Raw genomic sequence first — 13,135 nt, forward strand, 5'->3', positions numbered from 1 at the left:
CAACGTGACCGAGGTCGCCAATACTGCAAAGGTGACCTGTCGCGCGCCCTTGAGCGCAGCAACAAGCGGCGTCTCGCCGTTCTCGATCCGGCGTTGGATGTTCTCGAGTACGACGATGGCGTCGTCCACTACGAGGCCGATGGCGAGGAGCAGTGCAAGCAGTGTCAGGGTGTTGAGAGAGAACCCCCAAGCCCCAATCAGGACAAACGCACCAATGAGAGAAACGGGAATGGTGATCGCGGGAATGAGCGTGGCCCGGAACGAACGCAGGAAAAGGAGGATCACGAGAACGACGAGGCCGAGCGAGATCATCAAGGCATTGACCACTTCGCGGATCGAAGCGCCGACGAAAAGCGCATCATCGGAGCCGATCTGAATCTTCATACCTTCGGGAAGGGTGGGGTTGATGCGGTCGACTTCGGCGCGCACGGCGTTGGAAATCTGCAGTGTGTTGGATTGGCTTTGGCGTTGAACGGCGATGCCAACCGCATCTCGGCCGTCACTGCGCGCGATGGTGGTGTCCTCGGCGACACCGGGCTCTACTCTGGCAACATCGCCAAGGCGCACAGGGTAACCTGCGACCCGGTCGAGCACGACATCCCGGAAATCATCGACGCTCTGAAGGCGGCTGTTGAGCCGCACGGTCAGTTGCCGGTTGCGAGAGGTGACCTCTCCGGCTGGTAGCTCGACGTTGTTGCGTTTGAGGGCGTTCTCGACATCCGCCACCGTCAGTTTGCGCGCGGCCAGCGCGCGGCGGTCGAGCCATATCCGCACGGCAAAAGATCGTTCGCCGTAAATGCGTAAGCTGGCGACACCGTCAAGTGTGGCGAGGCGATCGGATATGAAGCGATCCACATAGTCGGTGATTTCGGCGGTTGTCATTCGGTCGGACACCACCGCAAGACGCATCACCGGGTCGGCGTCGGCGTCGCTCTTCTCGACTTCGGGTTGATCGGCCTCCTGCGGGAGGTTGTCTCGGATGCGCCCCACGGCGTCGCGCACGTCATTGGCGGCGACATCCACATCGCGCCCGGCCTCGAACTCTATGGTGACCCGAGAACGGCCCTGTCGGCTTTCTGAACTGATCGACCGGATGCCCGAGATGGAGGCAACTGCCCCTTCGATTGTTTCGGTGATGTCGGTGTCGATGACTTCTGGCGCGGCGCCGCGATAGGTCGTCGTGACGGTCACAACGGCGTTGTCGACATCTGGCAATTCCCGCACAGGGATGTCGCGCAGCGCAATGATGCCGAACACAATGAGCAACAAATTTGCGACCGCGGCGAGAACCGGTCGGCGCACCGATATGTCGGAGAGAGTCACGACTCGCCCTCCGCCCCATCCGGGGTCTGCCCTTCTGCACCGACCTCCCTGACAGGGGATCCATCACGTACTCGGTGCAGCCCCTTGACGACCACCCTGTCGCCTGCCTCCAATCCGCTGAGGATCGCGACAAGCCCATTGCGGCGTTGGCCCGCTTTCACAGTGGTGCGTTTTGCGATGCCATCATGAACCGCAAAGACATAGGTCTCGGCAGCCTGAAACAAGATGGCTTCTTCAGGGACAACAAGGTGATCTGTCTGCGAGAGTGTGAGTTCAAGCGACATGAACATGCCGGAGGGCAAGGTGCCGCTTGGGTTCGGGATGACAGCGCGGGCGCGGAACGAACGGCTCTGGGGGTCAATACGGCTATCTACCGCGTCGATGGCCCCGTCAAACCGCTGTCCGGGAAATGCGGCGCTCGTGGCGACGATGGTTTGCCCTCTCGAGACGCGGGCGAAAAGGGTCTCGGGAAGCGCGAACTCAACCTCGACATGAGAAAGGTCGTCGAGCCGCGCGATGAAGGTTCCGGCATTCACGCGCGCGCCTTCATCGACTTCTGCAAGGCCGATGGTCCCGTCAAAAGGCGCGCGCAGGCTCCGTTGGGCAAGGCGTTGCTCAGCGCGATCAAACTCGGCATGGGCTTCGGCTTGACGGGCCGTGGCATCTTCGAGCGTGGCTTCGGCCACAGCACTTGCGCCGCGTAGCTGTGTCATACGTTCAAGCATCCGATCACGCTCGGTGACTTGGGCGCGGGCCTCGGCAAGGTCGGCGCGTGCAATCGTATCATCAAGGCGGACAAGCACGGCGCCAGCCTTTACCTTTTGGCCAGAGGAGAACGTGATTTCTTCAATTCGACCGCTCGCCTCGGGCACGATATCGACGGATTGCCGCGCACGTGTGGTTCCGACGGCCTCGACCGCATCGGATAGTGTTTCGAGACGCACTTCGGCGAGTTCAACAGGTGCGGCGCCCGACCGGCGCGGCGCGGTTTGTGCTTCGGAAGCGGTCTCGGCGGCGATAAAGCGCTGGTAGCCTTCGTAGCCGCCATAGCCAAGCGCCGCACACACGGCCAAGATCAGAACCTGTTTCCAGATAGACATAGGAGTCGACACCCGTTTTGACGTTCCAGCGATCAGCAGAACCAGTCATTGAGGGTAGAGGAACGGGCCGGATAAGCAATCTTAACCTTGCGGGTCGGACCGCACCGACCACCCCGCTCTTTACGCCGCTCAAGCGTTGCTCACATGCGTTCGCAAGCTTTGGGCAATCAAGGCCGGTGTCTGTGGCCATTCGATGAAGGGCGGCAAAAGTGGACCGCTGAACGCGGCAGATGCGAGAGCATCGGGGACATCCTCGATGTAGTGCCCGGCACGAAGTGCAAAGAACGGCAGGCAAATCGCCTGACCAAGGTCTTGCGCGGCATCGCCGAGGAAAGGCTCCTGCTCCACAAATCCGGGGCGCGCGGAGCCGAACCCGAGGGCCGATTCAAGCCGTGATGTGAGGGCTTTTGTGGTTTCGGCATTCTTTTCGGAGACAGCGCTCCCATGTGCAGCGACAAGAAGCGCCGTGTCCTTGGCGTGCCACTCATTTGCGGCAAGGCACTCTGTGAGCGCAGCCATGATGGTATCGGTCAAGGCCGGCTCATGGCCGAAGGGGGGTAGAACGCTGAGCCCCAGCGCCTCGGCTTTCTTGCCGATGATGCGTCCGACGAAATAACCATCGGCCATGAAGAACGGATAGAGCAGCGGTGCACCAAGCTTCTCCACCGCAGCTTCAAAGCGGCCCGGTGCAGCGAGCGTTGCGCTTGACACCTGAATGTCAGGCAGAAGCGCATCGACCTTTGCAGCAAGAGCAGCAAGAGCGTCTTCCTGCACTTCTCGATCAGAGGGGCTTCCATGGGCAACGATGAGAACAGAGGGGGTATTGGTTTGTTGCATTTGAGGGCCTTTGGTGCGGCTGATGCGGTTTGCTGTATCCTAGAGGCTCTGTCCTGAAAGCTGAATGGTGCGTTTACAGCGGAGGGCGCAAAATCCGTCTATAGTCCGTCTATAGGATGGCATTGTCCCGCGTCCTCACAAGGACTTGATTGATGGCTGCAAGCAGGACATCTTCTTTTCTCTGGCGGAAATGACGAAAGCAAAGCTTTGCGCGGGGTGTCAAATGCGGATCGGATTTCTCGGAACTGGCACAATCGCAAGCGCGGTTGTCGAGGGAATCGCTGGCGACGGGCATGTGATCATCGTGTCTCGGCGCAGTGAGGCCAGATCAAGCGCTTTGGCGGAGGCTTATTCTTCGGTGCACGTCGGTGAGAACCAAGAGGTCTTGGATCAGAGCGACGTGGTGTTCCTTGGCCTCATGGCGGAAACCGCAGCGGAGACGCTAGCACCGCTGACGTTCCGCGAGAATCAGGCTGTGATCTCTTTCATGGCGGGCGCGACATTGGAGGCGGTTGGGGAAATGGTGCGCCCGGCGCGGGCGGCGGCAGTGATGATGCCCTTCCCCGGGATCGCGCAAGGCGGCTCACCGATCATGATGCAGGGCGATGCGGGCCTCGTTAAAACGATCTTCGGGGCGCGGAATAAGGTTTTCGCTCTTGGGGATGACAGCGAGTTACAGGCCTATCTCGCAGCGCAGGCCGTGTTGTCGCCGGTGGCGGCGATGGTCGGCGAAGCGGCGGCTTGGCTTGGGGCGCGCGTGGAGGATGCGGGTCAGGGTGAGGCCTTCCTGCGGATGCTCGTTGCGTCGAGCCTTGCCGAGACCGGCTGCGCCGATCTCGTGGCGGCGCTCAATACGCCCGGCGGATATAACCAGCGGTTACGGGTGCATATGGAAGAGGCGGGGATAGGCGCGGCCCTGACAACGGGTCTCGACGCCTTGGAGGGCTGAGACGCGCGTCAATGCGTAGAGCGGATTTCCCCGGTGTCGAGAACGGGCGCCACATCAAGATCTTCTGCGTCGAGCATAGAGGCGACACGTTCTAGAGCCGCAATGAGCGCCGCTTGTTCCCAATCTTCCATCGCGTCGAACTTGCGCACGAATCGTTGTTGTAGTGGATCGGGCGCGTCCGCGATGGCCTGACGCCCTTTTTCTGTCGCGACGATGTTGGTTTGGCGGCGGTCAGTCTCTGAACGCTGACGCTCGACCATATCTTGCCGCACCAGCTTGTCGACGAGCGAAGTCACCGTGGCCTGCGAAATGCGCATTTGTTGCGCGATCTTGGTGGCGGTGCATTGGCCATTCTCGGCCACGATCTGCAGCACTCGGAACTGCGCGCCAGTCAGGCCAACCGACTGTGCCAGCTCACGTGAGAACATCTCTGTCGCCCGAAGAATACGGCGAATGGCAATAAGGCTTGTATCAACGCGATCCATGCTTTCACGTTCTCAGGTTTCGCTGGTGAAGGCAAGAACGGGCGTTCTGTTTACACTTTGATAGCCAAAGCAATTGAATTCGGTCGAAAGCCCTAGTTTGCAACGCTCATAGCGCGTTTATCGCTCAAAAAGGGCTGAAAGGTTGACTTTTGAGGGACCGCAATATACTTAGCCTATCAAAGCAAATCTGGAGGCCTCGAAAGAGATGCAGAATACATTGGAGTTTTTTCGCAAGTCCGTACCGGTGCTTCGCAAGCCCGAAGCAGAGGATGGTGCAGATATTTGGGCTCTCGTGCGCGCGTGCAAACCGCTCGACGAGAATTCCATGTATTGCAACCTGATCCAGTGCGATCACTTCCGCGATACCTGTATCCTGGCCGAGCTTGATGGCGAGGTTGTGGGCTGGATTTCCGCCTATATCCCTCCCGCCGACCCAGAGACGCTCTTTATTTGGCAGGTGGCCGTGTCCGAGAAGGCGCGTGGCATGGGCCTTGGCACGCAGATGCTCGACGGGCTTCTGCACCGCGATGCCTGCCGGAAGATCACGCAGCTTCAGACCACGATCACCGGGGACAACTCGGCGTCTTGGGGGCTGTTCCGCAAATTTGCCGATAAGCACGGGGGCGATCTCGATGCGGAGCCCCACTTCACCAAAAAGGACCACTTCCGAGGCAAGCATGACACCGAGAACATGGTGACGATCGACCTCGAGGAGCGGATGCGCAAAGCGGCCTGAGCCGATGCTGCGTCCGCCCGTCCTGAACTCAACAATCCCAAAAGGATCCAACATGTCGACTGATAAGTCAGCCGAAATTTCCGTATTCAAACGTCGTGAATCCGAGGCGCGCAGCTACTGCCGCGGCTTCGATACGGTGTTCAAAAAGGCCCAAGGTTCCGAGCTCACCGACGAGCGCGGCCGGACCTATATCGATTTTCTTGCCGGGTGTTCCTCGCTCAACTACGGGCACAATGACCCGGACATGAAAGAGGCGCTTGTCGATCACATCTCGTCGGACGGGATCGCGCATGGCCTTGACCTGCACACCGATACCAAGGGCGCATTCCTCGAAGCCTTCGAGAGCCATATCCTCAAGCCGCGCAACATGGACCACAAGGTCATGTTCACCGGCCCGACCGGCGCCAATGCCGTCGAGGCGGCGATGAAGCTCGCCCGCAAGGTGACGGGGCGCACCAACATCATCTCGTTCACCAACGGGTTCCACGGTGTGACGCTCGGCGCGCTGGCCGCGACCGGCAACAGTTATCACCGCGGTGGCGCAGGCACGTCGCTTGGCGATGTGACCCGGATGCCGTTTGACAAATACATGGGCAATGGCTGCGATACGGCCGATTTCCTCGAGGCGATGCTCAATGACCGCTCCGGCGGCATGGATGCCCCGGCGGCGATCATGTTCGAGACGGTACAGGGCGAAGGCGGTCTCAATGCCGCGAGCCCGGAATGGATCAAACGCGTGGCCGACCTTGCCAAGGAACATGGCGCGCTGCTCATCATCGACGATGTGCAGGCCGGTTGTGGCCGCGCCGGCTCGTTCTTCTCGTTCGAGGACATGGATGTGACCCCGGATATCGTCACCATGGCGAAGTCGGTTTCGGGCTTCGGCCTTCCGATGGCGCTTATGCTGGTGCGTCCGGAGCATGACATCTTTGGTCCGGCCGAGCATAACGGCACGTTCCGCGGCAACACCCATGCCTTCGTGACCGCCCGCGTCGCGATCGAGAAATTCTGGAGCGACTCGTCCTTCCAGGAAGAGATCGCCGCCAAGGCGCGCCTTCTTGAGGTCGTGCTCGGCGAGATGGTCGAGATGGTGCCGGGGGCCGAGATCAAGGGCCGTGGCATGATGCAGGGCGTCGATGTGAAATCCGGAGCGCTGGCTTCGGAAATCTGTTCGCGCGCCTTTCAGAAGGGTCTCATCATCGAGACCTCCGGCAACGAAGATCAGGTCGTGAAGGTTCTCGCGCCGCTGACCACGCCGGATGCAACGTTCCGCAATGGCCTTTCCATCCTCCTCGACGCCACGCGCGAGGTCACCGACAACAACAAGATCGCGGCGGAGTAAGACACCATGATCGTTAGAGATTTCAACAAGATCATCGAGACCGAGAAAGAGCGCGTCGTCTCAGACGCCCAGTGGTCTTCGGTACGCATGTTGCTCGCGGATGATGGAATGGGCTTCTCGTTCCACATCACCTTTCTCGAAGCCGGTTCGGAACACACGTTCGAATACAAGAACCACTTCGAAAGCGTCTACTGCATGCAGGGGACAGGGTCGATCACGGATCTCGCCACTGGCGAGACCCACGAGATCAAGCCGGGCGTGATGTATGCTCTGAACGAGCATGATCGCCATATCCTGCGCGCCGAGGAAGAGCTTGTCATGGCTTGTGTGTTCAACCCTCCCGTGACGGGGAAAGAGGTTCACCAAGCCGACGGTTCCTACGCGCTCGAAGACGCTTAACCCAGTTGAAACGGAGGCCCCGGTTCGAAAACGGCCGGGGAAATCCCATTGACCTTTCCTGACCATACCGTCGAAAAAATCGGCGGCACTTCCATGAGCCGCATTGATGAGCTTGTGGAAACCCTCATTATCGGGGATCGCAAACCCGAGGATCTTTATCACCGCGTTTTCGTGGTGTCCGCCTTTGGCGGGATCACGAACCTGCTTCTTGAGCACAAGAAGACGGGGACACCAGGCGTGTTTGCGCTTTTCTCCAATGACGACAACGACCATAGCTGGCTCGATGCGCTGACCAAGGTGTCTGACGCGATGAGCGAGGCGCATAATGCGGTGCTTACCGAGGCTGCCGATCAGTCTGCCGCGGATGACTTTGTGCGCGAACGGATCGAGGGTGCGCGCAGTGTGCTCTTTGACCTGCGCCGCCTGTGTTCCTACGGCCATTTCCGCCTGTCGAGCCACATGCAGATCGTGCGCGAGCTGCTGTCGGGGCTTGGCGAGGCGCATTCGGCGTTTGTCACCAGCCTGATGCTGCAACGCGCTGGTGTGAACGCGCGGTTTGTCGACCTTTCGGGGTGGCGCGACGAGACGGAGTGCTCGCTTCAGGAGCGGATCGCGGGCGGTTTCGCCGATGTCGATCTTGCGCGCGAGATGCCGATCGTGACGGGCTATGCCCAATGTCGCGAGGGGCTTATGAAAGAGTATGACCGCGGCTATTCCGAGGTCACCTTCTCGAGCATCGCCGCCTACACACAGGCGCGCGAGGCGATCATCCACAAGGAGTTTCACCTCTCCTCAGCGGACCCGAACCTTGTTGGAGAGAGCTCGGTTCAGAAGCTTGGCCACACGAATTACGATGTCGCAGACCAGCTTTCGAACATGGGGATGGAGGCGATTCACCCCAATGCCGCCAAGACCTTACGCCAAGCGAGCGTCGCGCTGCGTGTGACCAACGCGTTCGATCCGGGCGACCCTGGCACGTTGATTGATGACGAGGCTGGAGAGGCGGCAGGCGTCGAGATCATCACCGGCCTCGATGTCTTTGCGCTCGAGCTTTTCGAGCAGGACATGGTGGGTGTCAAAGGCTATGACGCGACGGCGCTGGAGGCGTTGACGCGGCATAATGTTCGGATTGTTTCGAAGACGTCGAATGCGAACACGATTACCCATTATGTCGAGGCGACGTTGAAGTCGGTGCGGCGGGTGATTGCGGAGTTGGAAAAGGCCTATCCGTCTGCTGATATCAGCGCCCGCAGTCTTGCGCTTGTTTCGGCGATCGGACGCGACCTTTCGGGGACGCGGGCCTTTAGCCGGGGGCTTTGTGCGCTTGAAGAAGCGGGCATCGGTGTCGTCGCGGCGCATCAGACACCGCGCAATGTCGATATTCAGTTCGCGGTGGATCGTTCGGACGCTGACAAGGCCATCAAGGCACTGCACGAAGTGCTTATCGAAGAGCCATCGAAACCGGTTCTGAACGTCGCGGCCTAAGGCCCGGTAAGAGACCAGTTCATGCGCCCCCGTCGCGTCCCTCGCGGCGGGGGTTTTCCGTCTTAGCCTTTGTTTTCGCCTACGTTTTCGGCAAAGGCGACCTTGAAGGCCTCTTGCTTTTCGGGGCTGGCCTCGGTCTGGTTTTCGGCCTTCCAGTCGTCGTAGGGCATGCCGTAGTAGATCTCGCGGGCCTCGTCCTTGGACATCTCGATGCCGCGCTCGTTGGCGGCTTCCTGATACCAGCGCGAGAGGCAATTGCGGCAGAACCCGGCGAGGTTCATCAGGTCGATATTCTGCACGTCGGTGCGTTTTTCCATGAGGTGTTCGCGCAGGGTCCGGAAGGCGGCGGCCTCAAGTTCAATGCGGGTCTGGTCGTCCATGAAAAGCTCCGATCTGGTCTGGCAAGTAGTGTTTCCCATCTAGGCAAGGGATGTCGCAAGGGCAAGTGTCGGCGCGATTCGTGAGCCGTGGGTTAACGGGCGAAAACGCCTTCTGTATCGCGTCGGTATAACGTCGGTATTGCGTCGGTATGGACCCCGGAAATGCCATGATGAACGCAGCGCACGCCCTGCGGAGAGGTAAACAAAACCCTAATGGGATTTCGGGTCGCCTATTCGTCTTCGATGGTGCGCTTGGCGTAGGTCTCGGTCTGCATGTCCTGCGTATCGACAGAGAGCGCGCCGACGGTCGGCAGATGGCGATCCATCACCGCGAGGAGGGACTCGGCCAGCTCTTGCTTGGCCTCGATGGTGCGGCCCGAGAGCATCCAGACCGTCAGGTGGGCGAAGGTCGCGGGGGCGGTGCCCATGTGGACATTCTCGCAGGCGATGGTGCGGGTCTTGATGGCGGCGATGTTGTGAAAGACCGGGCTTGCCGCCGCCGCATCAAACAGCGCCTTGGAGAGCGCGTCGAGGTCATGAGTTCCGGCGAGTTCGGCGGAATGTTCGAGGACGAGATGCGGCATGGTTCAAAGACCCGTGAGTTGGAGCGTTTCGGTCAGGAGCGGCGCGAGGCGCGCGGCCCAGGCGTTTTGCTTTGCCTCGGCATCGATCTCGTCATGGCGCAGCTCGATCAGCGCGTTGAGACGGCCATGGGCAAAGCAATGCTTGTCGACGGAATCGCCGGGCAGGTGGCCAGCATAGGGTTCGTTGTCGCCCACGGTCAGGTCGCCTTCGCGGTTCAGGCGGTCAATGAGGGCGACGCCAAAGCGTTCTTCTTGCGGGGCGTGCAGGATGCCGATCTCCCAAGGGCGCGGGGCGCGGCCATTGAGCTTGGGCGAAAAGCTATGCATGGCGATGATCACGGGATCCTTGCGTGCGGCGGCGAGGCCGGAGAGGGCCTCGTGGTAGGGGCGGTAGTAGGCCTGTTTGCGGCGCTCGATCTCGGTCGCGTCGATATGGCGGTTAGCGGGGATGATCGTACCGTCATAGAGCCGCATCACGAGGGTCGGATCGTCTTCGCCCCGGTTCGGATCAATCACGAGGCGCGAGAAATTCGACGAGATGACCGGCGCGTCGAGCAGTTCACCGAGCCGAAGAGAGGTGCCGAGCGCGCCGATGTCATAAGCGATATGGCGTTGCATGTCGGCAGGAGCGAGGCCGAGGTCGCCGCCGTTGATTTCCTCGGGGACGTGGTTCGAGGCGTGATCGACGGTCACAAGGAAGCGCGATTTGCGGTCTGCGCCGTGAATGTGAAAAGGTTGGTATGTCATGAGCCTGTTATTTCCTTACGCGACAGACTTAAGATGTTTCTGGGGGAAACTGAAACAGAGATTTTCCGGAAACGGCCAGAGGTGTAGATGTGAGGCAAGTTCAGGGGCACGGGTGCCCGGCAATTCAGCCCCGCGACGCTTCGGCCCGTTGCTCCCGAAGGGGAATTGGGCGATAAGCCCAGAGAGATACGTTAGCGGTAACAGGTGCCGCGAGAAAGCAAAGACGATATGAGAAGACTTCGAAATACCAAGATCGTGGCGACCCTCGGGCCGGCAAGCGAAACCTATGAGATGATCCGCGCCCTGCACGAGGCGGGGGCGGATGTGTTCCGGCTCAACATGAGCCACGGGAGCCATGAGGAAATCCGCGAGAAGCACCGGATCATTCGTCAGGTCGAGAAAGAGCTCAACAGCCCGATTGCGATCCTTGCGGATTTGCAGGGGCCGAAACTGCGCGTTGGGGTCTTTGCCAAGGGTAAGGAAAAGCTCGTCAATGGGGCGAAGTTCCGCATGGACCTTGATCCGGCAGAGGGGGACAAGCATCGTGTCTGCCTGCCGCATCCGGAGATTTTTGCCGCACTTGAGCCGGGCAAGACGCTCCTCGTCAATGACGGCAAGATCCGGCTGCGGGTCGAGGGGTGTGGCGCGGACTATGCCGATTGCGTCGTGGTCAATGGGGGCAAAATCTCGGACCGCAAGGGCGTAAATGTGCCGGACGTGGTTTTGCCGTTGGCGGCGCTGTCGGAGAAGGATCGCGACGACCTCGAGTTTGTCTGTGGTCTTGGGATCGACTGGCTTGCGCTCTCCTTTGTGCAGCGGCCAGAAGACGTAGATGAAGCGCGTGCCCTGGCGCAGGGGCGGGCGGCGATCCTGTCGAAGATCGAAAAACCCTCGGCGGTCGAGCATTTCGAGGAGATACTCGCGGCGTCGGATGGGATCATGGTTGCGCGGGGCGATCTTGGGGTTGAATTGCCGGTAAGCCATGTGCCGCCGATCCAGAAGCGCCTCGTCCGCAAATGCCGCTTTGCGGCCAAGCCTGTGATCGTCGCGACGCAGATGCTCGAGAGCATGATCGACAGCCCGATGCCGACGCGGGCCGAGGTCAGCGACGTGGCGACGGCGATCTACGAGGGCACGGATGCGATCATGCTTTCGGCGGAATCGGCGGCGGGGCATTTCCCGATTGAGGCGGTGAAGACGATGAATGACGTCGCCGCAGAGGTCGAGGAAGACGAGACCTATCGCACCATTATCGAGGCGTCGCGCTCTGCGCCGCGCTCGAGCGTGGCGGATGCCATCGTGTCGGCGGCGCGGGAGGTTGCGGAGACCACGGATATCGAGGCGATCTGCTGTTTCACGGAAAGCGGGACCACGGCGCTCAAGACGGCGCGGGAACGGCCGCGCGTGCCGATCCTTGCCATGACATCCTTGCGTGGCACGGCACGGCGGTTGGCGCTGAGCTGGGGCATCAACTGTGTGATGACGGGCGAGGTCAAACGCTTCAAAGAGGCCGTTGTCGCCGCGGCGCGGGCCGCCACGGCGCAGGGCTTTGCAGGGCCGGAAGATCAGATCGCGGTCATGGCGGGCCTGCCGTTCAACGTTCCGGGGACGACGAATATCCTGCGTGTCGCACCCTGCGATGAGCGTTTGATTTACAATATGGAAACAGAGTAGGTTCGTCCGAGGATTAAGACAGGCGGGCAAATGCTAAGCGACTACTTGCTGACGAGCGGGCTTGTGTTGGGGCTTTTCTCGATCCCGGCGATGCTTGCCGCCTATGCCGATCTGCGCACACCGCGCGCGTCGATGGCGGCCTTCATCCTCGCCTGTGCGATCATCGCGTTCGCCTATATGAGTCACCCCGGTGGCTATGTGATCGCCGATGTGCCCAACGTGGTGGTGTCGGTGATCGCGGATATCATCAAGGTCACCCAGTAGCGCCACGCGCGAAAGGTGTAAGAATCCCCTTGCAGCTTGGGGTTTTGCCCCGTATACGGCGCCTCTATCCGCGCGACCGGCCCGAGAGGCATGCCGAGTCGCGTTTGTAACCGACCATCGAAGGAGACGGAAATGCCCAAGATGAAGACAAAGTCGAGCGCCAAGAAGCGCTTTAAAGTGACGGCGAAAGGCAAGGTCATGGCAGGCCAGGCCGGCAAGCGCCACGGTATGATCAAGCGTACCCGCAAGTTCATCCGCGACGCCCGCGGCACCACCACCCTGTCCGCCCCTGACGCAAAGACCGTCAAGGGCTACATGCCCTACGACCGCTAAGAGGAGTACGAGAGATGTCCCGAGTTAAAGGTGGAACCGTCACTCACGCCCGTCACAAGAAAATCACGAAGGCAGCGAAGGGCTATTACGGCCGTCGCAAGAATACCTTCAAGGTGGCGACGCAGGCCGTTGATAAGGCCAACCAGTATGCAACACGCGACCGTAAGAACCGCAAGCGCAATTTCCGCGCGCTGTGGATCCAGCGTATCAACGCTGCTGTGCGCGCACATGACGCCGATCTGACCTATTCGCGCTTCATCAACGGCCTGAACCTGGCCGGGATCGAAGTCGACCGTAAGGTCCTTGCCGATCTCGCCGTGCATGAGCCGGAAGCGTTCAACGCTATCGTCGATCAGGCGAAAGGCGCGCTGGCCGCGTAAGTTTTCCCGATAAGGGATTGAGGAAACGCCGCTGACCGAAAGGTTGGCGGCGTTTTTCGTTGGGCCGGATGGGCCGTGCGCGCTCTTGCATTCGTGGCCCTCTGTGGTAGCAGAGAG

15 protein-coding genes and 1 pseudogene are annotated in these 13,135 nt (G+C 60.4%); 9 read left to right on the forward strand and 7 right to left on the reverse strand.

The window, feature by feature from the left end; translation table 11 throughout:
• From R1W01_RS15790 to R1W01_RS15800, 3 genes and pseudogenes are all read right to left on the reverse strand, one after another.
• Positions 1-1,323 (reverse strand): annotated as a pseudogene (locus tag R1W01_RS15790) (efflux RND transporter permease subunit); the annotation flags it as partial.
• On the reverse strand, positions 1,320-2,423 hold the full coding sequence (locus tag R1W01_RS15795) for an efflux RND transporter periplasmic adaptor subunit (protein WP_297757946.1): 1,104 nt from the start codon (positions 2,421-2,423) through the stop codon (positions 1,320-1,322). The pseudogene R1W01_RS15790 and the gene R1W01_RS15795, both read right to left, overlap by 4 nt.
• Before the next feature lie 129 nt (positions 2,424-2,552).
• Complete coding sequence (locus R1W01_RS15800; RefSeq protein ID WP_297757943.1) at positions 2,553-3,260, reverse strand: sirohydrochlorin chelatase; 708 nt, start codon at positions 3,258-3,260, stop codon at positions 2,553-2,555.
• Positions 3,261-3,483: 223 nt separating this feature from the next.
• Between R1W01_RS15800 and R1W01_RS15805 the strand changes: the two genes are divergently transcribed.
• Positions 3,484-4,209, forward strand: coding sequence for an NAD(P)-binding domain-containing protein (locus tag R1W01_RS15805; protein ID WP_297757940.1), 726 nt, complete (start codon positions 3,484-3,486; stop codon positions 4,207-4,209).
• A gap of 8 nt (positions 4,210-4,217) precedes the next feature.
• Here R1W01_RS15805 and R1W01_RS15810 read toward each other — a convergent pair whose 3' ends face one another.
• Complete coding sequence (locus tag R1W01_RS15810) at positions 4,218-4,694, reverse strand: MarR family winged helix-turn-helix transcriptional regulator (protein WP_243614030.1); 477 nt, start codon at positions 4,692-4,694, stop codon at positions 4,218-4,220.
• A 205-nt stretch (positions 4,695-4,899) separates the two neighbouring features.
• Here R1W01_RS15810 and ectA point away from each other — a divergent pair, with 205 nt between their 5' ends.
• From ectA to R1W01_RS15830, 4 genes are read left to right on the forward strand one after another with little or no spacing between them, the layout of a single operon-like run.
• Positions 4,900-5,430 (forward strand): diaminobutyrate acetyltransferase, encoded by a 531-nt coding sequence (ectA, locus tag R1W01_RS15815; protein ID WP_243614031.1) that lies wholly within the window; start codon positions 4,900-4,902, stop codon positions 5,428-5,430.
• A gap of 52 nt (positions 5,431-5,482) precedes the next feature.
• Positions 5,483-6,772, forward strand: a complete 1,290-nt coding sequence (gene ectB, locus R1W01_RS15820) for a diaminobutyrate--2-oxoglutarate transaminase (RefSeq protein ID WP_297757935.1) — start codon at positions 5,483-5,485, stop codon at positions 6,770-6,772.
• A 6-nt stretch (positions 6,773-6,778) separates the two neighbouring features.
• Positions 6,779-7,171, forward strand: coding sequence for an ectoine synthase (locus tag R1W01_RS15825; protein ID WP_297757931.1), 393 nt, complete (start codon positions 6,779-6,781; stop codon positions 7,169-7,171).
• 48 nt (positions 7,172-7,219) lie between these two features.
• Complete coding sequence (locus R1W01_RS15830; RefSeq protein ID WP_243614034.1) at positions 7,220-8,656, forward strand: aspartate kinase; 1,437 nt, start codon at positions 7,220-7,222, stop codon at positions 8,654-8,656.
• A gap of 62 nt (positions 8,657-8,718) precedes the next feature.
• Here R1W01_RS15830 and R1W01_RS15835 read toward each other — a convergent pair whose 3' ends face one another.
• The 3 genes from R1W01_RS15835 to R1W01_RS15845 form a co-directional block, all read right to left on the reverse strand.
• Positions 8,719-9,036, reverse strand: a complete 318-nt coding sequence (locus R1W01_RS15835; RefSeq protein WP_297757928.1) for a DUF1244 domain-containing protein — start codon at positions 9,034-9,036, stop codon at positions 8,719-8,721.
• 230 nt (positions 9,037-9,266) lie between these two features.
• Entirely contained in the window at positions 9,267-9,620 is a 354-nt protein-coding gene (locus tag R1W01_RS15840; RefSeq protein WP_297757926.1) for a 5-carboxymethyl-2-hydroxymuconate Delta-isomerase, read from the reverse strand.
• 3 nt (positions 9,621-9,623) lie between these two features.
• Positions 9,624-10,367 carry an N-formylglutamate amidohydrolase gene (locus R1W01_RS15845; protein WP_243614037.1) on the reverse strand — a complete coding sequence of 248 codons (744 nt, stop codon included), beginning with the start codon at positions 10,365-10,367 and terminating at the stop codon, positions 9,624-9,626.
• A gap of 228 nt (positions 10,368-10,595) precedes the next feature.
• Here R1W01_RS15845 and pyk point away from each other — a divergent pair, with 228 nt between their 5' ends.
• The 4 genes from pyk (at position 10,596) to rplT (ending at position 13,018) form a co-directional block, all read left to right on the forward strand.
• Positions 10,596-12,041, forward strand: coding sequence for a pyruvate kinase (pyk, locus tag R1W01_RS15850; RefSeq protein ID WP_243614038.1), 1,446 nt, complete (start codon positions 10,596-10,598; stop codon positions 12,039-12,041).
• Positions 12,042-12,071: 30 nt separating this feature from the next.
• Positions 12,072-12,305 (forward strand): hypothetical protein, encoded by a 234-nt coding sequence (locus R1W01_RS15855; RefSeq protein WP_243614039.1) that lies wholly within the window; start codon positions 12,072-12,074, stop codon positions 12,303-12,305.
• A 132-nt stretch (positions 12,306-12,437) separates the two neighbouring features.
• Positions 12,438-12,638 carry a 50S ribosomal protein L35 gene (gene rpmI, locus R1W01_RS15860; protein WP_243614040.1) on the forward strand — a complete coding sequence of 67 codons (201 nt, stop codon included), beginning with the start codon at positions 12,438-12,440 and terminating at the stop codon, positions 12,636-12,638.
• Positions 12,639-12,652: 14 nt separating this feature from the next.
• A complete protein-coding gene (gene rplT / locus R1W01_RS15865; RefSeq protein ID WP_243614041.1) occupies positions 12,653-13,018 on the forward strand; it encodes a 50S ribosomal protein L20 in 366 nt (121 codons plus the stop codon).
• Positions 13,019-13,135 lie beyond the last annotated feature (117 nt).

The organism is Shimia sp. FJ5 (assembly GCF_032918335.1).
Classification (GTDB): Bacteria; Pseudomonadota; Alphaproteobacteria; order Rhodobacterales; family Rhodobacteraceae; genus Shimia; species Shimia aestuarii_A.

What these genes read in the sequence shown, in the direction of transcription:
- R1W01_RS15840 (WP_297757926.1), bottom strand. Translation starts at nt 9,620, where the DNA reads ATGCCGCATCTCGTCCTCGAACATTCCGCCGAACTCGCCGGAACTCAT.
- R1W01_RS15825 (WP_297757931.1), top strand. Translation starts at nt 6,779, where the DNA reads ATGATCGTTAGAGATTTCAACAAGATCATCGAGACCGAGAAAGAGCGC.
- R1W01_RS15835 (WP_297757928.1), bottom strand. Translation starts at nt 9,036, where the DNA reads ATGGACGACCAGACCCGCATTGAACTTGAGGCCGCCGCCTTCCGGACC.
- pyk (WP_243614038.1), top strand. Translation starts at nt 10,596, where the DNA reads ATGAGAAGACTTCGAAATACCAAGATCGTGGCGACCCTCGGGCCGGCA.
- rpmI (WP_243614040.1), top strand. Translation starts at nt 12,438, where the DNA reads ATGCCCAAGATGAAGACAAAGTCGAGCGCCAAGAAGCGCTTTAAAGTG.
- ectA (WP_243614031.1), top strand. Translation starts at nt 4,900, where the DNA reads ATGCAGAATACATTGGAGTTTTTTCGCAAGTCCGTACCGGTGCTTCGC.
- ectB (WP_297757935.1), top strand. Translation starts at nt 5,483, where the DNA reads ATGTCGACTGATAAGTCAGCCGAAATTTCCGTATTCAAACGTCGTGAA.
- R1W01_RS15855 (WP_243614039.1), top strand. Translation starts at nt 12,072, where the DNA reads ATGCTAAGCGACTACTTGCTGACGAGCGGGCTTGTGTTGGGGCTTTTC.
- rplT (WP_243614041.1), top strand. Translation starts at nt 12,653, where the DNA reads ATGTCCCGAGTTAAAGGTGGAACCGTCACTCACGCCCGTCACAAGAAA.
- R1W01_RS15810 (WP_243614030.1), bottom strand. Translation starts at nt 4,694, where the DNA reads ATGGATCGCGTTGATACAAGCCTTATTGCCATTCGCCGTATTCTTCGG.
- R1W01_RS15845 (WP_243614037.1), bottom strand. Translation starts at nt 10,367, where the DNA reads ATGACATACCAACCTTTTCACATTCACGGCGCAGACCGCAAATCGCGC.
- R1W01_RS15795 (WP_297757946.1), bottom strand. Translation starts at nt 2,423, where the DNA reads ATGTCTATCTGGAAACAGGTTCTGATCTTGGCCGTGTGTGCGGCGCTT.
- R1W01_RS15800 (WP_297757943.1), bottom strand. Translation starts at nt 3,260, where the DNA reads ATGCAACAAACCAATACCCCCTCTGTTCTCATCGTTGCCCATGGAAGC.
- R1W01_RS15805 (WP_297757940.1), top strand. Translation starts at nt 3,484, where the DNA reads ATGCGGATCGGATTTCTCGGAACTGGCACAATCGCAAGCGCGGTTGTC.